This is a genomic window from Streptomyces sp. NPDC012510 (assembly GCF_042955065.1).
Taxonomy (GTDB): Bacteria; Actinomycetota; Actinomycetes; order Streptomycetales; family Streptomycetaceae; genus Streptomyces.
Map to the genome: position 1 here is coordinate 480,923 of NZ_JBIBEN010000002.1, position 25,454 is coordinate 506,376.

General features: G+C 70.0%; 27 protein-coding genes and 1 tRNA gene. 8 read left to right on the top strand and 20 right to left on the bottom strand.

Annotated features, from left to right (window positions below; genetic code table 11):
• Positions 1-109: 109 nt before the first annotated feature.
• Complete coding sequence (locus ACFY9I_RS04950; RefSeq protein WP_390996730.1) at positions 110-1,435, top strand: GDSL-type esterase/lipase family protein; 1,326 nt, start codon at positions 110-112, stop codon at positions 1,433-1,435.
• A 225-nt stretch (positions 1,436-1,660) separates the two neighbouring features.
• On the opposite strand, the gene ACFY9I_RS04955 is transcribed toward ACFY9I_RS04950, so the two are convergent.
• The 4 genes from ACFY9I_RS04955 to ACFY9I_RS04970 form a co-directional block, all read right to left on the bottom strand.
• Complete coding sequence (locus tag ACFY9I_RS04955) at positions 1,661-2,482, bottom strand: DUF1707 domain-containing protein (protein WP_390996732.1); 822 nt, start codon at positions 2,480-2,482, stop codon at positions 1,661-1,663.
• 68 nt (positions 2,483-2,550) lie between these two features.
• On the bottom strand, positions 2,551-3,549 hold the full coding sequence (locus ACFY9I_RS04960) for an ATP-binding cassette domain-containing protein (protein WP_390996735.1): 999 nt from the start codon (positions 3,547-3,549) through the stop codon (positions 2,551-2,553).
• A gap of 11 nt (positions 3,550-3,560) precedes the next feature.
• A complete protein-coding gene (locus ACFY9I_RS04965) occupies positions 3,561-4,409 on the bottom strand; it encodes an ABC-2 family transporter protein (protein ID WP_390997031.1) in 849 nt (282 codons plus the stop codon).
• Between the two features lie 25 nt (positions 4,410-4,434).
• Entirely contained in the window at positions 4,435-5,235 is an 801-nt protein-coding gene (locus tag ACFY9I_RS04970) for an ABC-2 family transporter protein (RefSeq protein ID WP_390996738.1), read from the bottom strand.
• Positions 5,236-6,420: 1,185 nt separating this feature from the next.
• On the opposite strand from ACFY9I_RS04970, the gene ACFY9I_RS04975 reads away from it, so the two are divergent.
• Entirely contained in the window at positions 6,421-8,928 is a 2,508-nt protein-coding gene (locus tag ACFY9I_RS04975; protein ID WP_390997033.1) for a transglycosylase domain-containing protein, read from the top strand.
• Between the two features lie 115 nt (positions 8,929-9,043).
• Here the strand turns inward: ACFY9I_RS04975 and ACFY9I_RS04980 are convergent, their stop codons facing one another.
• Together ACFY9I_RS04980 and ACFY9I_RS04985 are read right to left on the bottom strand one after the other, a co-directional pair.
• Entirely contained in the window at positions 9,044-9,385 is a 342-nt protein-coding gene (locus ACFY9I_RS04980) for a GroES family chaperonin (protein ID WP_390996740.1), read from the bottom strand.
• A 22-nt stretch (positions 9,386-9,407) separates the two neighbouring features.
• On the bottom strand, positions 9,408-9,737 hold the full coding sequence (locus ACFY9I_RS04985) for a DUF3618 domain-containing protein (RefSeq protein WP_390997036.1): 330 nt from the start codon (positions 9,735-9,737) through the stop codon (positions 9,408-9,410).
• A gap of 97 nt (positions 9,738-9,834) precedes the next feature.
• Here ACFY9I_RS04985 and bcp point away from each other — a divergent pair, with 97 nt between their 5' ends.
• Together bcp and ACFY9I_RS04995 are read left to right on the top strand one after the other, a co-directional pair.
• Entirely contained in the window at positions 9,835-10,302 is a 468-nt protein-coding gene (gene bcp / locus ACFY9I_RS04990; RefSeq protein ID WP_390996743.1) for a thioredoxin-dependent thiol peroxidase, read from the top strand.
• Positions 10,303-10,387: 85 nt separating this feature from the next.
• Positions 10,388-10,472 (top strand) — tRNA-Leu (locus tag ACFY9I_RS04995).
• A 65-nt stretch (positions 10,473-10,537) separates the two neighbouring features.
• On the opposite strand, the gene rdgB is transcribed toward ACFY9I_RS04995, so the two are convergent.
• The 4 genes from rdgB to ACFY9I_RS05015 all read right to left on the bottom strand — a co-directional run bounded on the left by rdgB (position 10,538) and on the right by ACFY9I_RS05015 (position 12,801).
• Positions 10,538-11,140, bottom strand: coding sequence for an RdgB/HAM1 family non-canonical purine NTP pyrophosphatase (gene rdgB / locus ACFY9I_RS05000; RefSeq protein WP_390996744.1), 603 nt, complete (start codon positions 11,138-11,140; stop codon positions 10,538-10,540).
• A 41-nt stretch (positions 11,141-11,181) separates the two neighbouring features.
• On the bottom strand, positions 11,182-11,580 hold the full coding sequence (locus ACFY9I_RS05005; RefSeq protein ID WP_390996747.1) for a hypothetical protein: 399 nt from the start codon (positions 11,578-11,580) through the stop codon (positions 11,182-11,184).
• Between the two features lie 173 nt (positions 11,581-11,753).
• A complete protein-coding gene (gene rph, locus ACFY9I_RS05010; RefSeq protein WP_390996749.1) occupies positions 11,754-12,491 on the bottom strand; it encodes a ribonuclease PH in 738 nt (245 codons plus the stop codon).
• Positions 12,492-12,567: 76 nt separating this feature from the next.
• Positions 12,568-12,801 carry a glucose PTS transporter subunit EIIB gene (locus ACFY9I_RS05015; protein ID WP_390996752.1) on the bottom strand — a complete coding sequence of 78 codons (234 nt, stop codon included), beginning with the start codon at positions 12,799-12,801 and terminating at the stop codon, positions 12,568-12,570.
• A 279-nt stretch (positions 12,802-13,080) separates the two neighbouring features.
• On the opposite strand from ACFY9I_RS05015, the gene ACFY9I_RS05020 reads away from it, so the two are divergent.
• Positions 13,081-14,358, top strand: coding sequence for a PTS transporter subunit EIIC (locus tag ACFY9I_RS05020; RefSeq protein ID WP_390996754.1), 1,278 nt, complete (start codon positions 13,081-13,083; stop codon positions 14,356-14,358).
• 86 nt (positions 14,359-14,444) lie between these two features.
• Here ACFY9I_RS05020 and ACFY9I_RS05025 read toward each other — a convergent pair whose 3' ends face one another.
• Positions 14,445-15,197 (bottom strand): MBL fold metallo-hydrolase, encoded by a 753-nt coding sequence (locus ACFY9I_RS05025; RefSeq protein WP_390996757.1) that lies wholly within the window; start codon positions 15,195-15,197, stop codon positions 14,445-14,447.
• Between the two features lie 376 nt (positions 15,198-15,573).
• On the opposite strand from ACFY9I_RS05025, the gene ACFY9I_RS05030 reads away from it, so the two are divergent.
• Positions 15,574-16,050, top strand: a complete 477-nt coding sequence (locus ACFY9I_RS05030; protein WP_390996759.1) for a type II toxin-antitoxin system PemK/MazF family toxin — start codon at positions 15,574-15,576, stop codon at positions 16,048-16,050.
• 224 nt (positions 16,051-16,274) lie between these two features.
• Here the strand turns inward: ACFY9I_RS05030 and ACFY9I_RS05035 are convergent, their stop codons facing one another.
• The 8 genes from ACFY9I_RS05035 to clpS all read right to left on the bottom strand — a co-directional run bounded on the left by ACFY9I_RS05035 (position 16,275) and on the right by clpS (position 22,501).
• A complete protein-coding gene (locus ACFY9I_RS05035; RefSeq protein ID WP_390996762.1) occupies positions 16,275-17,225 on the bottom strand; it encodes a cysteine synthase in 951 nt (316 codons plus the stop codon).
• Positions 17,226-17,240: 15 nt separating this feature from the next.
• A complete protein-coding gene (locus ACFY9I_RS05040) occupies positions 17,241-17,519 on the bottom strand; it encodes a MoaD/ThiS family protein (RefSeq protein WP_390996764.1) in 279 nt (92 codons plus the stop codon).
• 115 nt (positions 17,520-17,634) lie between these two features.
• The gene (locus ACFY9I_RS05045; protein WP_338898029.1) at positions 17,635-17,730 is read right to left on the bottom strand and encodes a putative leader peptide; all 96 of its coding nucleotides are present in this window, start codon (positions 17,728-17,730) and stop codon (positions 17,635-17,637) included.
• A 270-nt stretch (positions 17,731-18,000) separates the two neighbouring features.
• Entirely contained in the window at positions 18,001-19,074 is a 1,074-nt protein-coding gene (locus ACFY9I_RS05050; RefSeq protein WP_390996767.1) for a substrate-binding domain-containing protein, read from the bottom strand.
• Between the two features lie 88 nt (positions 19,075-19,162).
• Positions 19,163-19,585, bottom strand: coding sequence for a Mov34/MPN/PAD-1 family protein (locus ACFY9I_RS05055; RefSeq protein ID WP_390996770.1), 423 nt, complete (start codon positions 19,583-19,585; stop codon positions 19,163-19,165).
• Positions 19,586-19,753: 168 nt separating this feature from the next.
• A complete protein-coding gene (locus ACFY9I_RS05060; RefSeq protein ID WP_390996772.1) occupies positions 19,754-21,199 on the bottom strand; it encodes an amino acid permease in 1,446 nt (481 codons plus the stop codon).
• A gap of 370 nt (positions 21,200-21,569) precedes the next feature.
• On the bottom strand, positions 21,570-22,172 hold the full coding sequence (locus tag ACFY9I_RS05065; protein ID WP_390996774.1) for a DUF2017 family protein: 603 nt from the start codon (positions 22,170-22,172) through the stop codon (positions 21,570-21,572).
• 11 nt (positions 22,173-22,183) lie between these two features.
• On the bottom strand, positions 22,184-22,501 hold the full coding sequence (gene clpS / locus ACFY9I_RS05070) for an ATP-dependent Clp protease adapter ClpS (protein WP_390996776.1): 318 nt from the start codon (positions 22,499-22,501) through the stop codon (positions 22,184-22,186).
• Between the two features lie 111 nt (positions 22,502-22,612).
• Here clpS and ACFY9I_RS05075 point away from each other — a divergent pair, with 111 nt between their 5' ends.
• The gene (locus tag ACFY9I_RS05075) at positions 22,613-23,941 is read left to right on the top strand and encodes a nicotinate phosphoribosyltransferase (protein ID WP_390996778.1); all 1,329 of its coding nucleotides are present in this window, start codon (positions 22,613-22,615) and stop codon (positions 23,939-23,941) included.
• A gap of 314 nt (positions 23,942-24,255) precedes the next feature.
• Entirely contained in the window at positions 24,256-24,843 is a 588-nt protein-coding gene (locus ACFY9I_RS05080; protein WP_390996781.1) for an isochorismatase family protein, read from the top strand.
• A gap of 40 nt (positions 24,844-24,883) precedes the next feature.
• On the opposite strand, the gene ACFY9I_RS05085 is transcribed toward ACFY9I_RS05080, so the two are convergent.
• Complete coding sequence (locus ACFY9I_RS05085; RefSeq protein ID WP_390996784.1) at positions 24,884-25,396, bottom strand: hypothetical protein; 513 nt, start codon at positions 25,394-25,396, stop codon at positions 24,884-24,886.
• Positions 25,397-25,454: the final 58 nt, after the last annotated feature.

Here is a 25,454-nt window from a genome sequence, read left to right on the forward strand (position 1 = left end):
GGGCGGGGGAACCGATGGGGGTTCTCACTAGCAACCCCCATCCCATGACGCATCATGGGGTGATCACATCGGAGCCTCGAGGCTCCATTGCCCAAGGAGTAACACCCGCATGACCAAGCATCACGGTTATGCACTCTTGGCTGCCATCGCCGCCCTGATCGTGACGATCTCGGCCGCGATATACGTCGGCGTCGGCATCGACGACGGCACCCGGCGCCAGGAGACCTTCGCCCGCTCGCACCAGAACAAGGCCGCCCCCGCCTCCACGGGCCTGTGGGTCGGCGCCTGGGCCGCCTCGCCGAGCGGTTCCGAGCCGGGGACCGAGGCGAACGGCTTCGCGGGCCGCTCGGTCCGCAACGTCGTGCACACGACCGCCGCCGGGACGAGTGCCCGCGTCACGCTGTCCAACCTCTACGGCCAGCAGCCGCTGACCATCACCCACGCCTCGCTCGCGGTCGCCGCCGTGGCGAACAGCCCGGCCGCCGCGGCCGACACCATGCGCCGCCTCACCTTCGCCGGCAACCCGACGGTCGTCATCGCCGCCGGCGGGCAAGTGGTCAGTGACGCCGTACGGGTGACGATCCCCCACGACAGCGACGTCCTCATCACCACCTACTCCCCCACGCCGTCGGGTCCCGCGACCTACCACGCGCAGGCCCGGCAGATCTCGTACACCGCCGAGGGCGACCGGACGGCGGACGTCACCGGAGAGCCGTACACCACACAGTCACTGCACTGGCGCTACGTCACCGCCCTGGACGTCCTCAGCAACGAGTCCGACGGCACGGTCGTGGTCCTCGGCGACTCCCTCACCGACGGCGTCTCCTCCACGGTCGGCGAGAACCGGCGCTGGACGGACGTCCTCGCGGGCCGCCTGCGCGCCGCCGCCGACACCTCGGACACGCCCCGCTACAGCGTCGTCAACGAGGGCATCAGCGGCAACCGGGTCCTCGACAACGGCCGCGGCCGCCCCGCCGAGAACCCCAGCGGCCTCTCCCGCTTCCAGCGCGACGTGCTCGGCCGTACGGGCGTCAAGGCCGTCGTCATCGACCTCGGCGTCAACGACATCCTCCGCAACCCCGGCCGGGCCGACCCCGACGCCATCACCGCCGGTCTGCGCCAACTCGTCGACCGGGCCCACTCCCGGGGCCTGCGCGTCGTGGGTGCCACCCTCATGCCCTTCCACGGTCACCGCGGCTACTCCGACCAGCGAGAAACCGTCCGCCAGGTCATCAACGGCCAGATCCGCTCCGGCACCGTCTTCGACGCCTACGTCGACTTCGACAAGGCCCTGCGCGACCCCTACGACCCCCGCCGCCTCCGCTCCGACTACGACTCGGGCGACCACCTCCACCCGAGTGACAAGGGCTACGAACGGATGGCCGAGGTCTTCGACCTGGACGAACTGAAGGGCGCCGTTCCGGCAGAGCTGTAGGACTTCCAGGGGCGGGGCCGCATCGATCCGCGGTCCCGCATCGATCCCGCGGTCCCGCCACGCGGGCGCGGAACCAGCGACCACGACGCGCCCGTACATCCCCGTCCCCGCGCCCATCCCGGCGCCCGCCCCGATCCGTCCCCGCGCCCATCCCGGCACCCGCCCCGGCCCGCCCCCGCGCCCGTAAGTCGGCCCACGTAGGCCCAAGCGGTCTACCCAAGCGGCCTAATGCTCCCGCTTGCGCCGCCGCTCCCGCTCCGACCGCATCGCCTCCCGCACCTGCTCCATCGCGTCCCGATGCGCCTCACGCATCTCATGCGCGTGGTCACGGTGGGACGCGTGCAGTTCGCGTCGTGCCTCACGGCGTTCCAGCCGCTCTTTCCGCCGCTCCTCCTTCAACCGCTGCCGCTCGGCCTTCGGCAACTTCCGGGTGACCCCCACCCCGCCCCAGAAGGCGAAGCCGGTCACCACGACACGCGGGGCCCCGGGGTCACCCGGCACACCGTCCTCCGTGAAGTCGAAGCCGCCCATGATGCCGACCCCGCGGACGACGACCTCGACGCCCGGCGGCACGATGATGTCCACCCCGCCCATGACGGCCACACAGTTGATGACGACCTCACGCTCGGCGAAGTACGCGTCGCGCAGATCCAGTTCCACACCGCCCCAGAACGCGAGGCAGTCGAACCGCTTCGGCACGGTCCAGGAGCCCTTGCGCTCGACGCCGGACATCACCGCCACGCCCCACGTGGACGACCCCTCGCCGCCGACGATCCGCTCCGGCCAATCGACGTCGCCCGACGACCTCTTCACCAGGGAGACGGTCGGCGGCGCCACCGCCCCCGCGCCGGGCAGGTCACGGGTGATCGGCGCCAGTTCGCCGTACGTCCGTGCCTTGTACGTCGCGTCCAGCCGCTCCTCGAACTCCTCCATGTCGAGCCGCCCCTCAGCGAGGGCGTCCCGCAACTGCTCGGAAACTCGTTCACGATCGGCGTCGGAGGCACGAAGATCCGCAGCGGCCGGAAGATCCGGCAGGTCGTCCGTCATACGAATCAGCGTACGAGGAACCTCCACGCCGGGCTACGAGAACGGCCCGCCCCGTCTCGCCGCACACGCTACGGAACGGTCTGCCCCGACTCCCCCACCCGCTCCGCCTGTTGGGCGTACATCTGGGCGATCACGGCCTCGATGTCCGGCTCCCGCACCGACAGATCCACCAGCGGATACTCCGACGCGATCCGCGCCACCAGCGGCGCCGCCGACTCCGACGCCGGGAACGCCAGCCACTGCCGCGGCCCCTCGACCCGTACGACCCGGGCGGGCGCCGCGTCGATCGGGGGCAGCTCACGCTCCAGGTCGACGACGAGGGTGCGCTCGCTCTCGCCCACCTCGTGCAGCCCGCTCAGCGGCCCGTCGTACATCAGGCGCCCATGGTCGATGACCATCACCCGGCGGCACAACTGCTCGATGTCCTGGAGGTCGTGCGTGGTGAGGAGCACGGTGGTGCCCCGCTCGGTGTTGAGGTCCTTGAGGAACTCGCGGACCCTGGCCTTGCTGATGACGTCGAGCCCGATCGTCGGCTCGTCCAGGTACAGCACCTCGGGATCGTGCAGCAGCGCCGCCGCGATGTCGCCGCGCATGCGCTGCCCGAGCGACAGCTGCCGTACGGGAACATCCAGCAGGTCGCCCAGTTCGAGGAGTTCGACACAGCGGTCGAGGTTCTCGCGGTAACGGGCGTCGGGGATGCGATACATACGGTGCATCAGCCGGTACGAGTCGATCAGCGGGAGGTCCCACCACAGCGTCGTACGCTGCCCGAACACCACCCCGATACGACGGGCCAGCCGCGTCCGCTCCCGGGACGGGTCGATGCCCGCGACCCGCAACCGGCCCCCGCTCGGGGTCAGGATGCCGGTCAGCATCTTGATGGTGGTGGACTTCCCCGCGCCGTTCGGCCCGATGTAACCGACCATCTCACCGCGCGCCACGGTGAAGGAGATCGAGTCGACGGCCCGCACCTCACGCCGCTCCCGGCGCAGGAAACCGGTCTTCTTGCGGACGTCGAAGACCTTCTCGACCCGGTCGAGCTCGATGAACACACTGTCGTCTGCCACGCCAGACTCCCCTAGCTCCCTGTACTCCGATACGAACGCAGCCCCGCCCGCCACGCCACCCCGGCCAGCGCGCAGCAGCCCACACCGACCAGCGGTGGCGCGAAAGCCAGCCAGGCCGGCAGGTCGAGCGGATAGGGGCGGCCCAGGACGTACAGTCCGGGCACCCAGTTGACGAAGGCGAGCGGCAGGACGAAGGTCACACCGCGCAGCAGGTCCTTGGCGAAGAGGGCCGGCGGGTACTGCAGGAGGGTCGCGCCGCCGTACGTGAAGGCGTTCTGCACCTCGGAGGCGTCCTGCGCCACGAACTGGAAGGCCGCACCCCCGACGAACACCGCCGCGAAGATCAGCCCGCCGCTGCCCACCATCAACGGGATCATCAACACCTTGTCCGGTGTCCAGGTGATGTCGAGCGTGACGAGGGCGTACCCGAGGACGAACAGGCCCTGGGTGATCCGGCCCAGGCGGCGCAGCGCGAACTTGTCGGCGGCGACCTGGGCGAGCACGGGGACGGGGCGCACGAGCAGGGTGTCCAGCGTGCCGTCGCGCACCCGCCGCCCCAGCCGGTCCATCGATCCGATCATCAGATCCGCGAGACCGAAGGCGACACCGGAGGTGCCGTACAGCAGGGCGATCTCGGGCAGGGAGAAGCCGCCCAACTCGTCCACCTGCGAGAACATCAGCAGGATCGCGACGAAGTCGAAGGAGGTGGCCGCGAAGTTCCCGAAGGTCGTCATCGCGAAGGAGGCGCGGTAGGCCATCGTGGAGCGGATCCACATGGCGGCGATCATGCGGTAGGCCCGCAGACCGTCCCGTACACGGCTCACCGGACCGTACGCGCCGAACGGGTCCTCCTCCCTCACCCGTACGACCGGACGCTCGTCGACATCAGCCACCCTGGACCACCACCTTCCGCGTCGCCGCCGACTGGATCAGCCGCCCGACCGCCAACAGCGCCGCCGCCCAGGCCAGCTGGAAGGCGTACGTCCCCCACGGGTCGGCCTCGCCCAGCAGGACGTCCGCCGGGGCCTGGAGCAGCGCGGACCAGGGCAGGACGCGGGCGAGGTCGCCGAGCGCGCCGGGGAAGACGTTGAGGGGGAGCAGCATCCCGGAGAAGAAGACTCCGGTGAGCCAGGTGATCTGCATCGCTCCCGCGCCGTCGAGGAGCCAGAACGCCCACAGGGCGACGATGTAGCGGATCGCGAAACTCACGAGGGCGCCGAGGGCGACCGCGACGAGGCAGGCGAGCCAGGGCAGCGGGCTCGGGGGCAGCGCCAGATCGAAGAAGAGGGCGCCGCACACCATGGGGGCGACACCCCGTCCCAGCAATTGGAACAGGGCCCGGCCCATGTCGGCGGCCAGCCACCACAGCTGGAGGTCGACGGGCCGGTACAGGTCAACCGCGATGTCGCCCGTACGGATCCGCTCGATCAGCTCCTCCTCGAAGCCGACGCTGCCCAGTACCATCACCGCGAACATCGCCTGGCCGACCCAGACATAGGTGAGGGCCTGCGCCTGGTCGTAGCCGCCGAGGTGGGGCTTCTCCTGCCAGAGGGCCGTGTAGGTGTATGCGAGGATGAAGCCGAAGACGGTGTTGGTGAACACCCCCGCCGCGGTGGCCACCCGATATGTCGCGTACCGCCTGAAACCACCGGCGGCGACGGCGGCGTACAACCGCCCTGTGCCCACGAGGAAACCCCCATTCGCTGCGAAGAGTCAGGCGAGACGCCGAGGCCGAGCCCGATCCGGGCCGAAGCTCCCGAGCCTAGTCCGCGGCCGGAACGGTGCGCCATGCGTTTTGGGGTGGTGCGAGGGGGGCTCCGGGGGGCGTGCGGGGCGCGTGCCGGTTACCGGGAACGGATTGGCCGATACGAGAGTCTTTAGTCAGGGGTGCAGAACCTGCCCGGAGTGGGCGCAAAGCGTACGAGGCCGTACGGAAATGAACGTACGACGCGAAAACAGGAGCACGGCAGCACGATGAGCGACGAGCCGCAGCCGAAGCGGAACAGCCCGGGCTGGGCACCGAGAGAACCGGAGCGCCGCACTCCGGGCGCGCCTCCCGGGCCCGGCGACAACGCCGCCCAGAGGAAGCCGGGAGACGCGGCCGAGGCCACCACCGGAGGTCCCGAGCCCACGCCGGACGACAGGCCCGAGCCCGCGTCCGCCGACAGGCCCACCGGAACCCCGGGCGCGACACCCGGCGACAGGCCCGGCTCGGCGCCCGACAACAGGCCCGGCTCGGCGTCCACGGGCAAGCCCGAGAGGCCCACCGCCCCCGGCAAGGCCGACAGCTCGCCAGCCGCCGGGCCCGAGGGAGCACGTGTGGCCAACTCCGAGCGACCACGTACGCCCAACTCCGACGGAACACGTGTGGCCAAATCCGAGGGAGCACGTGCGGGCAAGGCCGAAGGACCCCGTGGGGGCGAGCCCGAGGGCTCCCCTGCCACCACTCCCCGGGGCCCACGTGCCGACAAGCCCGCCGGACAGCCCGGTGCAACGCCCGGCGGAACCCCCCGCGCGGCCTCCGGCGGAACATCCCGCACGACGCCCGACGGCCCTTCCGGCACGGCACCGGCCCGGCCTTCGGGCTCGACACCGGGTGGGCCTTCCGGCTCCGCACGCGGCGGACAGCCCGGCGCGGCGGCCGGAAGCAGACCCGACGGCGGCCCCGGCTCTGCGGCGCCCGCGCCCATGCAGGACGCCGAGCACACCATGACGCTCGGTATCACCCCCGCCGGCAAGTCCGCCGGAACGGCGGCCGATGGAACGGGCGGTGCGGCGGCTGCCGGGAAGCCCCCCGTGGGGACCGGCCGGACGGCCGCCGGCGCGGCGGCCGGTGGGGCAGGCGGCCAGGTGCCCGACGTGGAGCACACCATGACGCTCGGCGTCACCCGGGCCGGGAAGACCGGCGCGAGCACGCCCGGCGGGACGCCCGCCGCCGGTGGCGGCGCCGCCGCCACCGCCGCGCTCTCCGAGGTGCCCGACATCACCCCCGACCCGGCCGGCAAGGGCGGCAAGGGCAAGAAGGGCAAGCGGCCCAAGCGCACCGGGTGGAAGCGGGCCGTCCCGACCTGGCGCATGATGCTCGGCACCTTCCTCATCGGGACCATGTTGATCATCGGCGCCTTCGTACTGGGCTACAACCTGGTCCACATCCCCAAGGCGAACGCGATCGCGACCAAGCAGAGCAACGTCTACCTGTACTCGGACGGCTCCCAGATCGCCCGCGACGGCGAGGTCAACCGCGAGAACGTCCCCCTGTCGAAGGTCTCCAAGGCCGCCCAGCACGCCGTACTGGCCGCCGAGGACCGCGACTTCTACTCCGAGCCGGCCATCGACGCCAAGGCCATGGTCCGCGCCGCCTGGAACACCGCGACCGGCAAGGGCAAGCAGTCCGGCTCCACGATCACCCAGCAGTACGTGAAGAACTACTACCTGGCCCAGGACCAGACCGTCACCCGCAAGGCGAAGGAGTTCTTCATCTCCATCAAGCTGGGCCGGGAGGTCTCCAAGGACGAGATCCTGGAGGGCTACCTCAACACCAGCTTCTTCGGCCGCAACGCCTACGGCATCCAGGCCGCCGCCCAGGCCTACTACGGAGTCGACGCCGACGAACTCACCGCCGGACAGGGCGCCTACCTCGCCGCGCTGGTCAACGCGCCCAGCATGTACGACGTCGTCGCCCACCCCGAGAACACGAAGGCGGCCGTCGCCCGCTGGAACTACGTCCTCGACGGCATGGTCAAGGAGGGCTGGCTCAAGCAGTCCGAACGCACCGGCATGAAGTTCCCGACGCCGAAGCAGACCACCACGTCCACCGCGTTCTCCGGCCAGCGCGGCTATCTCGTCGAGGCCATAAAGTCGTACCTCATCACCAACAAGATCATCGATGAGGAGGCGCTGGAGAACGGCGGCGGCTACCGCATCACCACCACCATCCAGCCCAAGATGCAGAACGCGTTCATCAAGGCCGTCGACGACCAGCTGATGGACAAACTCGACAAGAAGAACCGCAAGGTCGACAACTACGTCCGCGCCGGCGGCGTCTCCATCGACCCCAAGTCCGGCAAGGTCATCGCGATGTACGGCGGCATCGACTACACCAAGCAGTACGTGAACAACGCGACCCGCCGCGACTTCCAGGTCGGCTCGACCTTCAAGCCGTTCGTGTTCACCTCCGCCGTGGAGAACGCCTCCAACACCCAGAGCGGCCAGGCGATCACCCCGAACACCGTCTACGACGGCACCAACAAGCGCCCCGTGGTCGGCTGGCCCGGCGAGACGTACGACCCCGAGAACGAGGACTACGTCAACTACGGCAACATCACCGTCCGCCAGGCCACCAACAGCTCCGTGAACTCGGTGTACGCGCAGATGGCCGTGGACGTCGGCCCCGAGAAGGTCGAGAAGACCGCGATCGACCTCGGCCTGCCCAAGAACACCCCGGACATGAACCCCTACCCGTCCATCGCCCTGGGCACCGCCACCGCGAGCGTCCTCGACATGGCCGAGGCCTACGCCACGCTCGCCAACCACGGCAGGCACGGCACGTACACGATGATCGAGAAGATCAGCAAGGACGGCGAGGCGATCAAGCTCCCCTCCACGCAGTCCACGCAGGCCGTCAGCCGCAAGGCCGCCGACACCACCACCTCCATCCTGCGCAGCGTCGTCGAGGGCGGCACCGCCACCGCCGCGCAGGCATCCGGCCACCCGGCCGCCGGCAAGACCGGTACCGCCGAGGAGGACAAGGCCGCCTGGTTCGCGGGCTACACCCCCGACCTCGCCACCGTGGTCTCCGTCATGGGCCAGGACCCCAAGACGGGCGCCCACAAGCCGCTCTACGGCGCCATGGGACTGCAGCGCGTCAACGGCGGTGGTGCGCCCACCGAGATCTGGGCCCAGTTCACCAAGGCCGCCCTGAAGGGCAAGAAGGTCAAGGACTTCGACCTCGACCTCCAGGTCGGCGCCGATGTCGTCTACACCCCGCCCAGCACCCCCGCCGACGAGCCCGGCGCCACCGGCGACGAGGAGAGCGGCGGCACCACGGGCGGGGAGGAGACCGACGGCCCGGCGGACGGCGGCACCGACGGAGGCACCACCACCGGCGGCACCCCGACGAACGGCGGCGCCACGACCACGACCGGCGGCGCGGCGACCGACGGCGGCGGTACGACATCCACGGGCGGCCCCACGACCGACGGCGGAGCCGCATCGACCGGCGGCGGCCCGACGACCGACGGAGGAGCCGCATCGACCGGCGGCGGCCCGACGACCGACGGAGGAGCCGCATCGACCGGCGGCGGCCCGACGACCGACGGAGGCACGACGGACGGCGGAGCCACCACAGGCGGCGGAACAACGGAGGGAACGTTCCCCTAGCGCCCGGACAGCGGGGCGGTCGGCTGGCCGCCCGGCTGTTCGACTGCCCGGCCTGACGTGGAAGGGGCTGGTGACCGCGACGGTCACCAGCCCCTTCCGCGCGCTCCGCGCGGAATCAGAGATACAGCCCCGTGGAGTCCTCGGCCCCCTCGAACCGGTCCGCGGCCACGGCGTGCAGATCACGCTCACGCATCAGGACGTACGCCACACCGCGCACCTCGACCTCGGCGCGGTCCTCGGGGTCGTACAGGACACGGTCACCGGTCTCGACGGTGCGGACGTTCTGGCCGACCGCGACGACCTCGGCCCAGGCGAGGCGTCGGCCGACGGCCGCCGTCGCGGGAATCAGGATGCCGCCACCGGAACGCCGCTCGCCCTCGGCGGTGTCCTGGCGCACGAGCACACGGTCGTGCAGCATCCGGATGGGCAACTTGTCGTGCTGGGTCTTCTCGCTCACGCCCCGAACCTACCTGTCCTCGTCAGGCCCTACGACGCCGAGTCCCGAGGGCCAGGAGCCCGACGACCCCGACGACCACCAGGGCGACCGGCACGATCCGCTCCACCCTGGGCGCCCCGTCCTCGGTCACGAACTGCCCCCGGACGTCACCGACCACACGGTTGACCGAGACATACGCCCTGCCGAGCGTGTGGTCGAGGTTGGAGACGACCTTGGCCCGGGCGTCGCCCACGATGGTCTTGGGGTGCACCCGGACGCCGATCTCGTCGAGCGTCTCGGCGAGCGTGTCGCGGCGGCGCTTGATGTCCGCCTCGATCTCGGCCGGGGTCCTGGTGTCCGAGGTCTCCGCCACCGCGCTGCCTCCGTCGTCGTCAAAAGTCTTCTGCTCCGGACAGTCTGTCAGCTCCACCCGGCGCCGTACTCCCAGGCCCCGCCATTACGCTGGAACGATGAGCGAGCGACTCCAGCCCGGGGATGTGGCCCCCGCCTTCACCCTCCCGGACGCCGACGGCAACGAGGTGTCCCTGTCCGACCACAAGGGCCGCAAGGTCATCGTCTACTTCTACCCGGCCGCCCTGACCCCCGGCTGCACCAAGCAGGCCTGCGACTTCACCGACAACCTGGAGCTCCTCACGGACGCCGGGTACGACGTCCTCGGCATCTCCCCCGACGCCCCGGAGAAACTGGCCAAGTTCCGCGAGAAGGAGTCGCTGAAGGTCACCCTCCTCGGCGACCCCGACAAGACGGTCCTCGACGCGTACGGCGCCTTCGGCGAGAAGAAGAACTACGGCAAGACATACATGGGCGTCATCCGCTCCACGATCGTCGTCGACGAGGAGGGCAAGGTCGAACGGGCCCTCTACAACGTCCGCGCGACAGGCCACGTAGCAAAGATCATCAAGGACCTGGGTATCTGAACGAGATCCAGAACGCCGCTCGCCGGATAGGCACCGATCACCGTACACTTGCAGCCGCCCGTCATGCTCGACGACGGGCGGCAGGGCGGCCTTGGCGGAATTGGGCAGACGCCTCGCATTTAGGGTGCGATGGGAGCAATCCCGTGAGGGTTCGAGTCCCTCAGGCCGCACTCACCTTCATTTCCAGGGTCCGGCTTGCGGCTTCCGCAAGCCGGACCTTCCTCGTGCACATGCCTCAGCCCACCAACTCCCGCACCACCGGCACCAACGCCCGGAACGCCTTTCCCCGGTGGCTGATCGCGTTCTTCTCCTCCGCTGTCAGCTCGGCGCAGGTTCGTGACTCTCCGTCCGGCTGGAGCACGGGGTCGTAGCCGAAGCCGTTTGTGCCGGTGGGGGTGTGGCGGAGGGTGCCTCTCAGTCGGCCCTCGACCACGCGTTCCGTGCCGTCCGGGAGAGCCAGGGCCGCGGCGCAGGTGAAGTGGGCGCCCCGGTGTTCGTCGGCGATGTCGCCGAGCTGGGCCAGCAGTAGCTCCAGGTTGGCCTTGTCGTCGCCGTGGCGGCCGGCCCAGCGGGCGGAGAAGATGCCGGGGGCGCCGTTGAGGACGTCGACGCAGAGGCCGGAGTCGTCGGCGATGGCGGGCAAGCCCGTGGCCTGGGCGAGGGTGTGGGCCTTCAGCAGGGCGTTCTCGGCGAAGGTGACGCCGGTTTCCTTGACGTCGGGGACGTCGGGGTAGGCGTCCGCGCCGACGAGCTCGTGGGCGAGGCCCGCGTCGGCGAGGATCGCCTTGAGTTCGGTGAGTTTGCCGGCGTTGCGGGTGGCGAGGATCAGGCGGGTCATGCCCACCAGTATCGCGATCCCCGCCGCCCGCCTCCTGCGGGTTACGGGGTGCAGACCTTGGTCAGTTCGCCCGCCGCGTCGGTGATGCCGCTGATGTCGGGGGTGGCGTCGCCGTTCTCCACGGCCGTACGCGTGTCCGTGACGGCCTTCTGGAGGTCGTCGACGGCCTTGTTGACGTCGGTGTTGTCGGTCTTGTCGCCGATCTCGTTCAGGTTCTTGTCGATGGAGTCGAGGGACTCCTCCAGCTGCGTCGGGTCGTTCGCGGCGTTCTCGACGGCCTGCTGGAGGTCGCCCACGCTCTGGGCGATGGCCTCGGCGGTCTGGACGCAGTCCAGGGCCTTGCTCACGGCGTCGCAGCCGGTGGTGAGTCCGGCCGTGAGGGCGACGGCAGCTACGGCTCCGGCGATGGTGGTCATACGGCGTCGGCGGCTCGCGGCCATGGACGGTCCTCCTACTGGACTGGTTGCAGGCCTGACGGCCCCCAGGTGACGTGCTGGAACGGCTACTGCGGTGTTGGCCGGGCGCACGGTGGTGTGCCGTGCGCCCGTATGTGCAAGGACGCGGGTGGGGCCGCCGTGGTTGCTGTCGGCGATCACCGTTCTTGGGGTGCCCTTTACCTTTCGAGGACCGTATCAAGTGCCTTGCGCTGCAGGAGGGCCAGCTCGGTGCAGCCGGAGACGGCGAGGTCGAGCAGTGAGTCGAGTTCCTCGCGGGCGAACGGTTCGGCCTCGGCGGTGCCCTGGACCTCGACGAAGCGGCCGTCGCCGGTGCAGACGACGTTCATGTCGGTGTCGGCCTTGACGTCCTCCTCGTAGCAGAGGTCGAGGAGGGGGACGCCACCCACGATCCCGACGGAGACCGCGGAGACGGTGCCGGTGAGGGGCTGGCGGTTGGCCCTGATCAGCTTCCTGCCCTGGGCCCAGGAGACGGCGTCGGCCAGGGCGACGTAGGCGCCGGTGATGGCCGCGGTGCGGGTGCCTCCGTCGGCCTGGAGGACGTCGCAGTCGAGGACGATCGTGTTCTCGCCGAGCGCCTTGTAGTCGATGACGGCGCGCAGGGAGCGGCCGATGAGGCGGGAGATCTCGTGGGTGCGGCCGCCGATCTTGCCGCGTACGGATTCACGGTCGCCGCGGGTGTTGGTGGCGCGGGGAAGCATGGAGTACTCGGCGGTGACCCAGCCCTCGCCGCTGCCTTTGCGCCAGCGGGGGACGCCTTCGGTGACGGAGGCGGTGCAGAAGACCTTGGTGTCGCCGAAGGAGACGAGGACGGAGCCCTCGGCGTGCTTGCTCCACCCGCGTTCGATGGTGACGGGGCGGAGCTGTTCGGGGGTGCGGCCGTCGATTCGAGACATGGCGCTGAGCCTATCGGCACATACGGAGGGGGCCCTTCCCGCGCTGGGAGAGAGCCCCGGCCGGGAGCGGGTGCGGTTACATCATGTCCTCGATCTCCGCGGCGATGGGGTCGGCGTCGGTGCCGATGACGACCTGGATGGCGGTGCCCATCTTGACGACGCCGTGGGCGCCGGCGGCTTTGAGGGCGGTTTCGTTCACGAGGGAGGGGTCGTTGACTTCGGTGCGCAGGCGTGTGATGCAGCCCTCGATCTCTTCGATGTTGTCGAGGCCGCCGAGTGCGGCGACGATCTTTTCAGCCTTGCTGGCCATGGTCGTTCTCCTGTTTCCCTGATCCGAGCCGCTTGGTCGCGGGCCTGCCCGTGACTGGTCTACACCACCCCGTGAACGGTAGCCAACCCCGGAAACGCGGGGGAACGGTGAGGGAGAGGGGTGCGGGCGTCACGAAGGCGTAAAACGGGAAATCGCGGGTTCCTTGCCCGACCCTCCACGTGCTACAACAGGTCTACACCACTGATTGGTGTAGACCTCTCCGTGCTGCCCCTCCCCCACTCTTTGTCCCGGGCGGCGCCCTGCCCACTGGAGGAAGTCGTGACAACGGCCAGCGCCGCTCCCGCGGCCGCAGACAACAAGGGGCCCGGCTGGGGCTCCCGCACGATGGCGGTGCTGCAGCGTATCGGCCGCAGCCTGATGTTGCCGGTCGCCGTTCTGCCGGCGGCCGCCCTGCTCGTCCGCCTCGGCAACGACGACATGCTCGGGCACGAGTCGCTCCCCGGGTTCATCACCAAGTTCGCGAGCTTCATGGCGGCCGGTGGCGGGGCGATCCTCGACAACATGCCGCTGCTGTTCGCGGTGGGTATCGCGATCGGCTTCGCGAAGAAGTCGGACGGCTCGACCGCACTCGCCGCGGTCGTCGGCTACCTCGTCTTCCAGAAGGTGCTGGCCACCTTCACCGACTCCCACCTCCCCCAGGTGGCCACGGTCGTCGACGGCAAGGTCGTGATGGTGGACGCGGCGGTCAACGCCGGTGTCCTCGGCGGTGTGGTGATGGGTTTGGTCGTCGCCCTGCTCTACCAGCGCTTCTACCGAACCAAGCTGCCCGACTGGGCCGGCTTCTTCGGCGGTCGCCGTCTGGTGCCCATCCTGGCCGCGTTCGCGGGCCTGTTCATCGGCATCGTCTTCGGCTACATCTGGCCGGTCCTGGGCGCGGGTCTGCACAACTTCGGTGAGTGGCTGGTCGGTTCGGGCGCGGCCGGCGCAGGCATCTTCGGTGTCGCCAACCGTGCGCTGATCCCGGTCGGCATGCACCACCTGCTCAACTCCTTCCCGTGGCTCCAGGCCGGTTCGTACGAGGGCAAGAGCGGTGACATCGCGCGCTTCCTGGCCGGTGACCCGACCGCCGGACAGTTCATGACCGGCTTCTTCCCGATCATGATGTTCGGTCTGCCGGCCGTCTGTCTCGCGATCTACCACACGGCCCGCCCCGAGCGCCGCGCGGTGGTCGGCGGCATGATGTTCTCCCTCGCGGCGACCTCGTTCGTGACCGGTGTCACGGAGCCGATCGAGTTCACGTTCATGTTCATCGCCCCGGTCCTGTACGCGGTCCACGCTGTGCTCACCGGTGTCTCCATGGCCCTGACCTGGGCACTTGGCATGAAGGACGGCTTCGGTTTCTCGGCCGGCGCGATCGACTTCGCCCTCAACCTCGGCATCGCCACCAACCCGTGGGGCCTGCTCCTGCTCGGTCTCTGTTTCGGCGCCCTGTACTACGTGATCTTCCGCTTCGCGATCGTCCGCTTCAACCTCCCGACCCCCGGGCGGGAGTCGGACGAGGAGCTGGCGGAGCTGCAGAAGGCGGAGGCCAAGTAGGACCGCCCGACCCCGCCCCGCCCCGCCCCGCCCCGCACGGGAGAAGGCCCCGGAGTGTTCTCCGGGGCCTTCTCGTCCGTACGGGCTCAGATCTCGTACGACGTCCTGGGCACCGCCAGCTCCACCGGGCCGTCGTACACCTCGCGGGCGTGGGCCAGGTTGATCTGCGGGTCGGTCCACGGCGGGATGTGGGTGAGGACCAGTCGGCGGGCGCCCGCCCGCGCGGCGGTCTCCCCGGCCTCGCGGCCGTTGAGGTGCAGGTCCGGGATGTTCTCCTTGCCGTGGGTGAACGCGGCCTCACACAGGAACAGGTCGCTGTCGCGGGCCAGTTCGTCCAGGGTGTCGGTGACACCGGTGTCCCCGGAGTACGTCAGCACCCGGCCGCCGTGCTCGATGCGGATGCCGTACGCCTCGACGGGGTGGGCGACCCGTTCGGTGTGGACGGTGAAGGGGCCGATCTCGAACGTGCTCGGCTTGACCGTGTGGAAGTCGAAGACCTCGCTCATGGAGGAGGCCGACGGGGTGTCGGCGTAGGCCGTGGTGAGACGCTGCTCGGTGCCTTCCGGTCCGTAGACCGGGAGGGGGGCGCAGCGGCCGCCGTCATGGCGGTAGTAGCGTGCGACGAAGTACGCGCACATGTCGATGCAGTGGTCGGCGTGCAGATGGCTGAGGAAGATCGCGTCGAGGTCGTAGAGACCGCAGTGGCGCTGCAGCTCGCCGAGGGCACCGTTGCCCATGTCGAGGAGCAGCCGGAAGCCGTCGGCCTCTACGAGGTAGCTCGAGCAGGCCGATTCCGCGGACGGGAACGACCCCGAGCAGCCGACGACGGTGAGCTTCATGAGAGCTGGAACCTCCGCGCTGGCGTGAAGTCGTGACAGTCGTGTCATGTGGTCGGTCGTGACGTGCGGACGGGTCGCGGACTGCGAGTGCGTTACGGATTGCGTTACGGATTGCGGAGCGTTTTGCAGTCAGCGGGGTTGCGAAGGACGGACGTGCGTGCAACGGGGTTGGTGCGGTCCGTTGAGCGTAAGGCGCAAAAGGGTAGGTCGCTCCTCCGCCAGGGGCCGTTGTGGGCGAACTCACCTGTGCTGTCACCGGTTCGGCTGGTGGTGGGGCCGTCGGGGCGCGTGTGTGCCGGGGTGAGGTGGTGGAGAAGGGCGCGAGGGCGTGCGAGGGGGCGGGCGTTGTGGGGTGTGCGCCGGTACCGTCGTGGCCATGGACACGTCCTGGTGGTTGGCACTCGCCGCGGTGGTGTCGCTGGCGCTGGTCGCGACGGTCGTCGACGGGTGGGGGCGGTCTCGGCGGCCGCCGCGTCGCTCTGGGCGTCCGGGTGGCCGTACGCGGCCGCCGGGGCGGCCCGAGCGGGGGCGAGGGCCTGTGCCTCGGCCCCGGCCGTCCGAGATCTGGTGGGCCAGTGTGCCGTTCGAAGACGGGCCCGGGGGTAAGGATCGACCGTGTCTCGTGCTTGCCGTCCGGGGGGACCGGGTGCGCGTGGCCAAGATCACCAGTCGGTACCGTGACGAGAGGGCGGGGGTGATCCCGTTGCCGCCGGGGACCGTCGGTGACGCCCGGGGGCGGCCCAGTTTTCTGGAGACGGGGGAGTTGCGGGAGGTGCCGGTGCGGGACTTCCGCCGTAAGGCCGGCGTGGCCGACCCGATCCTGTGGGACCAGGTCCGCCATCTGTCGAAGTGACCGGATGGTGTTCGCCCCCCGCCGCCCCTACCCGTCCCATCCGAGGGGCTGCGCCTCCAACAGCACAAAGCACGGGGCGCAGCCCTGCTTTTTTGAGGGGCGCGGGGAACTGCGCGAGCAACCACGCACCACCCGCACTCGCCTACGCACAGGCGCCCCCACCTCATGGGGCACCCCCACCCCATGGGGCGCCCCCACCCCATGAGGCGCCCCCATCCGCGCCCTTACGCCCAGAGCTGGCCCTGCAGTGTCTCGATGGCCTCCTGCGTCGTCGCGGCGGTGTAGACGCCCGTCGAGAGGTACTTCCAGCCGCCGTCGGCGACGACGAACACGATGTCGGCCGGCTCGCCGGACTTCACCGCCTTGTTGCCGACGCCGATCGCCGCGTGGAGGGCCGCGCCGGTGGAGACGCCGGCGAAGATGCCCTCCTGTTGGAGCAGCTCGCGGGTGCGGGTGACCGCGTCGGCCGAGCCGACCGAGAAACGGGTCGTCAGCACCGACGCGTCGTAGAGCTCGGGGACGAAGCCCTCGTCGAGGTTGCGGAGGCCGTAGACGAGGTCGTCGTAGCGGGGCTCCGCGGCGACGATCTTGACGTCCGGCTTCTGTTCGCGCAGGAACCGGCCCACGCCCATCAGGGTGCCGGTGGTGCCGAGGCCGGCGACGAAGTGGGTGATGGAGGGGAGGTCCGCGAGGATCTCGGGGCCGGTCGTGGCGTAGTGGGCGCCCGCGTTGTCGGGGTTGCCGTACTGGTAGAGCATCACCCAGTCGGGGTGCTCGGCGGAGAGTTCCTTCGCCACTCGTACGGCCGTGTTGGAGCCGCCTGCGGCCGGGGAGGAGATGATCTCGGCGCCCCACATGCCGAGCAGGTCGCGCCGCTCCTGGGAGGTGTTCTCGGGCATGACGCAGACGATGCGATAGCCCTTGAGCTTGGCCGCCATGGCGAGGGAGATGCCCGTGTTGCCGGAGGTGGGCTCCAGGATCGTGCAGCCGGGTGTCAGACGGCCGTCCTTCTCCGCCTGTTCGATCATGTGCAGGGCGGGGCGGTCCTTGACCGAACCCGTCGGGTTGCGGTCCTCCAGCTTGGCCCAGATGCGGACGTCGGCGGACGGCGAGAGCCGCGGCAGGCACACCAGGGGGGTGTTGCCCACCGCGGCCAGCGGGGAGTCGTAGCGCATGGGGTCGGTGACCTGTCAGGCCATGCCGCCGGCAACGGCCGGCAGGATGGTCACGTTGTCGCCGTCGGACAGCTTGGTGTTGATGCCCTCCAGGAAGCGGACGTCCTCGTCGTTCAGGTAGACGTTGACGAAGCGGCGCAGTTCACCGCCGTCCACGATGCGGGCGTGGATGCCGGCGTGCCGGGTCTCGAGGTCGGTGAACAGGTCGGCGAGGGTGTCACCGGCTCCCTCCACCGCCTTCTGACCGTCGGTGTACTGGCGGAGGATGGTGGGGATGCGGACCTCGATGGCCATGGTGTGCGGCTCCTGTCGGGAGTGGTCGGGTCGGTGGGCGCGCGGCAGCGCGAAGTGCTGGGTCACACACGGGGTGGCGCCGCGGCTCACGGCCGTACGGCGGCAGGGGTCGGCGTCAACAGATGGCGCTGGCAAGCCTGCACAGGTCGACGTGCAGCCGCGCCACGAGCAGTACGCCCGGCGTCTTCTCGCTCACGTCGTCAAGAACCATGCGCTCATCGTATCGATTCCCGGTCCGGGTCCCGGAATGTGATCCCACATGTCGGACGGATGAGGGCCGGGAGGTGAGACGGCACAGGTCGGACGCGTGCCCGGTGGCCACGTGGGGAGGCCTGCCGGCCCCCACGCCCCGGAGCCGCTGCCGCATGCCTGGGCGTCTGGCTCCTTTGCGTCCGGCGCTTGGCGCCTGGCGCCTGGCGCCACCGATGACCCTCGGCGCCACCGCCGGTTCCGGCACCACTACCGGTTCCGGCACCGGCGCTCAGGCCGACTTCCGCACCACCAGCCGGGTGGGCGTGACCACCGACGACAGGGACCCGGCCTGCGCGGCGCCGCCGGTCGCGCCGCCCACCGGCCCCTCCGTACGGCTGAACAGCAGCCGGGCCATCAGACGGCCCATGCCCTCGATGTCCTGGTGGACGGTGGTCAGCGGTGGGTCGGTGTGCTCGGCGAGGGGCGCGAGGTCGTCGAAGCCGACGACGGCCACGTCGTCCGGTACCCGGCGCCCCTGCTCACGCAGCACCTCCAGGGCGCCGGAGGCCATCAGGTCGGAGGCGACGAAGACGGCATCCAGGTCGGGGCGGCGGTCGAGGAGGGCGGTCATGGCGTGGGCGCCGCCATGACGGGTGTAGTCGGAGTGTTCGACGAGATCGGGCGAGGCGTCGAGCAGTATGTCCCGGTAGCCGTCCAGGCGGTCGACGGCGGAGGCCTCCTGGTCGCACGGGCCGGTGATCGTCGCGATGCGTTCCCGGCCGAGCGAGACCAGGTGGCGGACGGCCTCGCGGGCCCCGCCCCGGTTGTCGGCGTCGACGTACACGCAGTCGCGTACGGGCTCGCCCGCGCGGAGCAGTGGCCGGCCGCCGAAGACGGCGGGCAGACCGATGCGTTCGATCATGCCGGGCAGCGGGTCGTCGGCGCGTAAGGAGAAGAGCAGGGCCCCGTCGACGTGGCCGCCGCCCAGGAAGTCGCCGACGCGCGGGTACTCCTCGGGCTCCTCCAGGAAGAGGAGGACGGGCTGGGCGCCGTGGGCCACCAGTTCCTTGCGGATGCCCCGGAGGTGGAGGTCGAAGAAGGGGTCGATGAAGAGGCGGTTCTGCGGCTGGCTGGCCACGACGGCGATGGCGTTGTTGCGGCGGGTGACGAGCTGGCGGGCGGCCGAGTTCGGCACGTACCCCAACTCGGCGATCACTTCCCGGACGCGTTCGACGACCTCGGCGCGCACCTTGTCCTCGCCGTTGATGACCCGTGACACGGTGGACTTGGACACGCCCGAGCCGCGTGCTACGTCGTCGAGGGTGGGGCGCCTGCCGGGCAGTCGTCGCGTCTGTCGTGTCAACACCGTCTCCGTCGCGGGCAGTTGGGTATGTGCGCGGGCTCACGGACACCGTAGCCCCGAGTGCCGCTCGCCCAGGGGCCGGTATGTGTCAGTACGCCTCCACGATCCGTACCTCCTCCTCGGTGACCTCGCCCTCGACGATCCGGTACGAGCGGAACTGGAAGTCGCCGAGTGCGTCGGTGTCGGCGGTGGAGACGAGGACGTAGTGGGCGCCCGGCTCGTTGGCGTAGGAGATGTCGGTGCGGGAGGGGTAGGCCTCGGTGGCGGTGTGGGAGTGGTAGATGACCACCGGTTCCTCGTCGCGGTCGTCCATCTCGCGGTAGAGCTTGAGCAGGTCGCCCGAGTCGAACTCGTAGAACGTGGGCGACATGGCCGCGTTCAGCATCGGGATGAAGCGCTCGGGGCGGTCCGAACCCGCCGGTCCCGCGACGACGCCGCACGCCTCGTCGGGGTGGTCCTTGCGCGCGTGGGCGACGATCTGGTCGACGAGGGCCTGGGTGATGGTCAGCATGCTCGCAAGAATAAGCAGGCGCGCGAGGCACTCGTTCGGGGTGGTGGTGGGAGACGGGCGGGAAAGCAGAAGGGCTGTTCCGTACCGGGGGGTGGTACGGAACAGCCCACATGCTGGGACGAGGGGCCTTGTGGCCCTTGCGGCCCTTGATGCCTTTGTGTCGCCCGGTCAGCCGACCTTCTCCATCTCCGGGTCACGGCGCTCGGTGACCTCCGGATTGCGGGCCTTCAGGACGGCCCAGCCGACGGCGAGGGCCGCCGCCCAGCCGGCCATGACGTAGAGGCTGACGCGGGCCTCGTGGTCGTAGGCGATGAGGCAGGTGACGAAGAGCAGGAACACGATGGCGATCCAGCTTCCCACCGCGCCGCCGGGCGCCGGGAAGGAGGAGGCGGGCAGCCGGCCGGCGTCGACGGCGCGGCGGTAGCGGACGTGGCTGATCAGGATCATCAGCCAGGTCCAGATGCCGGCGCCGGTGGCGACGGAGACGACGTACTCGAAGGCCTTGTCCGGGACGATGTAGTTCAGGACCACGCCGATGCCCATGAAGAGCACGGAGACGGAGATGGCGAAGGCCGGCGTCTTGGTGGCGGACAGCTTGTTGAACGCGCCGGGCGCCTCGCCGCTGTCGGCAAGGGTGCGCAGCATGCGGCCCGTGGAGTACATACCGGAGTTGCAGGAGGACAGGGCGGCGGTCAGGACCACGAAGTTGACGATCGCGGCGCCCGCCGGGATGCCGATCTTCGCGAAGGCGGCGACGAAGGGGCTGACGCCGGGCGCGAACTCGGTCCACTTCACCACGCAGAGGATGACGGTGAGCGCGCCGACGTAGAACAGCGCGATGCGCCAGGGCAGGGTGTTGATCGCCTTGGGGAGGGTCTTCTCCGGGTTCTCGGACTCACCGGCGGTGACACCGACGAGTTCGACGGCGAGGTAGGCGAACATCACGCCCTGGAGGGTCATCAGGGAGGAGCCGATGCCCTTGGGGAAGAAGCCGTCGTAGGCCCAGAGGTTGGAGACGGCGGCGGTGTCGCCGGCGGCGCTGAAGCCGAAGGTGAGGACACCGAGGCCGATCACGATCATGCCGATGATGGCGGTGACCTTGATCATGGAGAACCAGAACTCGATCTCGCCGAACAGCTTCACCGAGATCAGGTTGGCCACGAACAGGACGACCAGGAAGACCAGGGCCGACACCCACTGCGGGACGTCCGGGAACCAGTAGTTGATGTAGATCGCGGCGGCGGTCAGTTCCGCCATTCCGGTGACGACCCACAGCAGCCAGTAGGTCCAGCCGGTGAAGTAGCCGAAGAACGGGCCGAGGAACTCACGGGAGTACTCGGCGAAGGAGCCGGAGACGGGGCGGTAGAGCAGCAGCTCGCCGAGCGCCCGCATGATGAAGAAGATGATGACGCCGGCGAGGGCGTACATCAGGATGAGGCTGGGGCCCGCCTTGGCGATGTTCGCCCCGGCGTTGAGGAAGAGGCCGACGCCGATGGCGCCGCCGATGGCGATCATCTGGACCTGGCGGCTGCCGAGCCCGCGCTCGTACCCCTCTTCGGGAGCCTCGCCGCGCACGGCTTCGTCGCCGTTCTTGTTGACCTGAGCGGAGGTCATGTGTGGTGCGCCTTTCTCCACGCTGAGCCGATCCGAGCCGTTCGTCGACCCGGGATCGGGTTCCGATCCCCCCGGATGTGATGGAGCTGAGCGGGCCTCGCGGGCCCGCTCGTGCCTGGCCGACGGTCATCGGCTCGGTGGCGCACCCGAGCGGACATGGGTGTCGTCCGTCGGGCGGTCGTGAAGATTTAACACGGCCGCAACATTGATCCACTTGCCACTTTGTGGCTCACGGCACAAGAAGAAGTGGACAAAGAACACCCGCGAGGGCATCCCTCACGGGTGCGGTGACACGATCGTTATCCGGATTTGAGTGTCCTCTGAGCGAACGTGAAACGAATCCGGAGAGGTACTGCGAAGAACTCGCGCCTCAGGACATCAGCGTCGTGACGAGCGAGTCCTGGAGGCCGCCCAGCCACAGATAGGCCATGACCATCGGCTTGCGGGGGTCCTCGTCCGGGAGGCGGTAGAGGAGGTCGGCGTCCTCCTCGTCGACGACGTCGAGCCGGGAGCCGATGGCGAGGCGCAGGTCGTTGAGGCAGCCGAGCCACTGCCGGGAGTCGTCCGCCGACAGCTTCAGCACGGCCCCGCCCTCACCGGTCGCCGCCAGCCCGTCCAGGGAGTGGATGACGGCGAGGGCGCTGTCGCGTTTGCCGGCCCGCAGGTCGTTCTCGGTGAAGCGGCGGAACTCCGAGGAGTACGCCCGCTGCTCCTCCGCCTCCTGGGCCGTCGGGGTGCCCTCGGGATCGCTGTAGGCGTCCGGGAAGAGGCGGAGCAGGACGGGGTCCTTGGGGGGCTCGCTCGGACCTTCGGCGAAGAGTTCGGCGAGCGGGTCGGCGGAGGCGTCCTCGGCGGGGCCCGGACCGATCAGCTCCAGGAGCTGCACCGCCAGCGAGCGGATGATGGAGATCTCGACCTCGTCGAGCGCGACGGCCGCGCCGCCGCCGGGGAGCGGTTCGAATTGTCCTGGCATCAGGTGCGTCGTTACTTCCGGTCCTGCTGGAGGGTGGCCCACAGACCGTAGCCGTGCATGGCCTGTACGTCGCGTTCCATCTCCTCGCGTGTTCCGCTGGAGACGACCGCGCGGCCCTTGTGGTGGACGTCGAGCATGAGTTTGGTGGCCTTGTCCTTCGAGTACCCGAAGTACGTCTGGAACACATAGGTCACATAGCTCATGAGGTTGACCGGGTCGTTGTGAACGATCGTGACCCATGGGACGTCGGGTTCGGGTACGGCGAAGACCTCCTCCGCCGACTCGGTCTTCTCGATCTCGATGGGTGCGGCTGCCGTCACACGGCCCATGCTGCCACCACAGGGGGGTGCCCGCACAAATGCGCCCCCGCGACCAGGGCAGACGAGAATCACCGACCCAGAAATCGTCAGATTGACGAGATGGGAGTACGATCCCTTGCCATGAACACAGCGGACCTGGGTTTGCCGGTCGACGTCCCCTCGACCGCGCTCTTCACGGACCACTACGAACTCACGATGCTGCAGGCCGCTCTGAAGGCGGGCACGGCCGAGCGGCGTTCGGTGTTCGAGGTCTTCACACGGCGGTTGCCGGAGGGGCGCCGGTACGGCGTGGTCGCCGGCACCGGCCGGGTACTGGACGCGGTCGAGAACTTCCGTTTCGACCCGGGCGTCCTGAGCTTCCTGCGCGAGCGCTCCGTCGTCAACGCGGAGACCCTCGACTGGCTCGCCGGCTACCGCTTCAGCGGGGACGTGTGGGGCTACCAGGAGGGCGAGGTGTACTTCCCCGGCTCGCCGATCATGCGGGTCGAGGGCACCTTCGCCGAGTGCGTCCTCCTGGAGACCGTGATCCTCTCCATCCTCAACCACGACTCGGCGATCGCGGCCGCCGCCTCCAGGATGGCCAGCGCCGCCGGGGAGCGCCCGCTGATCGAGATGGGCGCCCGGCGCACGCACGAGCTGGCCGCCGTGGCCGCCTCGCGCGCCGCGTACGTCGGCGGCTTCACCTCCACCTCCGACCTGGCCGCCGGTTTCCGCTACGGAATCCCGACGGTCGGCACCAGCGCCCACGCCTTCACCCTTCTGCACGACCGCGAGCGGGACGCCTTCCAGGCCCAGGTGGACTCCCTCGGCCGCGACACCACGCTGCTCGTCGACACCTACGACGTCACCGAGGCCGTACGGACCGCCGTGGAGATCGCCGGGCCCGAGCTCGGCGCCGTGCGCATCGACTCCGGTGACCTGCTCCTCGTCGCCCACCGGGTGCGGCAGCAGCTCGACGAGCTGGGCGCGACCGACACGAAGATCATCGTCACCTCGGACCTCGACGAGTACGCCATCGCCTCACTGGCGGCGGCGCCGGTGGACGCGTACGGCGTGGGTACGCAGCTCGTGACCGGCTCCGGACATCCCACCTGCTCGATGGTCTACAAGCTCGTCGCGCGGGCGGAGTCCGCGGACCCCACGGCCCCGCTGCTGCCGGTGGCGAAGAAGTCCAGCGGCGGCAAGACGTCCATCGGGGGCCGCAAGTGGGCGGCCCGGCGGCTGGACGAGCACGGGGTCGCGGAGGCCGAGGTGATCGGCACCGGACCCGTCCCCGAGGAGTTCCAGGACCGCCAGCTCCTCGTCCGGCTCGTCGAGGACGGCCGGGTCCTCGCCCGCGAGCCCCTGGACGTCGTACGCGAACGGCACACGGCCGCGCGGGCGAACCTGCCACTGTCGGCGACACAGCTCTCGCGTGGCGAGGCGGTCCTTCCGACGGAGTACGTCTGATCTGACGGAGTACGTTCACTCCGACGGAGTACGTTCGAGCCGAGGGGGCGGGCCGGGTCCGACGCGGCGAGCGGGCCGGAGCGGGTTGCGGGGGACCGGAGTGAACGTGCCGGTGCGCCCCCGCCGCGAGCCGCGCAGCGCCCGCGCGTCCGGCCCGTGCTCCGGTCCGCGCACCGGGGGAGAGCCGGATGCCCCCTCCCGAACAGCTCTCGAAGTCTCTAGGCTCGGAAGTTCGTAGTTTCGAAGCCCGGGGCTCCGCCCCCCATCGCCATCCTCATCCGCGTACCGACCCAAAGTCGAAGGACACCGACACCATGCGCCGCGCCTTGATCGTCGTTGACGTGCAGAACGACTTCTGCGAGGGGGGCAGTCTCGCGGTGGCCGGCGGTGCCGATGTGGCCGCCGCCATCACCGAGCTGATCGGCCAGGCGGCCGGGCCCGGGTACCAGCATGTGGTGGCCACGCGTGACCACCACATCGCGCCGGGCGGCCACTTCGCCGACAACCCCGACTATGTGCACTCCTGGCCCGCCCACTGTGTCGCCGGCACGGAGGGGGTCGGCTTCCACCCCAACTTCGCCCCGGTGATCGCCTCCGGCGCGGTCGACGCCGTGTTCGACAAGGGGGCGTACGCGGCGGCGTACAGCGGTTTCGAGGGCGCCGACGAGAACGGCGTCTCGCTGGCGGACTGGCTCCGCGCCCGCGAGATCACGGAGATCGATGTCGTCGGGATCGCCACGGACCACTGCGTACGCGCCACCGCCCTGGACGCCGCGAGAGAGGGCTTCCGCACCCAGGTCCTCCTGGACCTCACCGCCGGCGTCGCCGAGAACACCACGGAGCGCGCCCTGGAGGAGCTGCGGGAAGCGGGCGTCGAACTGTCGGGCAAGCCGGTGGTGTAACCCGAGCCGCAGGTCCCTTCGCGTGATCACCCGCCCGGGGTCACACCCGTACCGTCGGGCGTCGCAGGAGCGCTCTGATCGGGTGCCAGAGTTCCGGGGTCGTGGAGGGTGGGGTGGTGGGCGAGGGGCGCCATATGAGGCCGTCGGGGTGGTGGAGGACGGCGGTGATCTCGTCCGGGGTCGGGGGCGCCGCGTTGCCGCGGAGGTAGATCGCGCGCATGCCCAGGTTGCGCAGCCGGGTCAGGGCACGGGCACGGTTCGCGGCCAGCACGAGGACCCGTACGGACCCGTCACCCGGCACGCCCCCGGCCCCGGCGGCCCCGGCGGCCCCACCGACAAGGCCGGCCCCGGCCGGGCCGGTGCCGCCCACGGTCGCTCCCCCGGGCGGAGCCCCCTGCGGGGCCCTCGTCGCAGCCCTGGGCAGGGTCGCGAAGACGCCGCCCGATCCGGGCGTCGGCAGGGCTCCGGCCGTAGCCCCGGCCGTCGTCCTCGGCAGGTTGAGCGCGACGACGACATTGCCGTCCGGCAGTTTGCAGAAACCTCCTGCGGCCATGCAGGTCACACCCCCGTGCGCGTCAGTGTCAATAAGAAGGCCACACCCCGCACCTAAA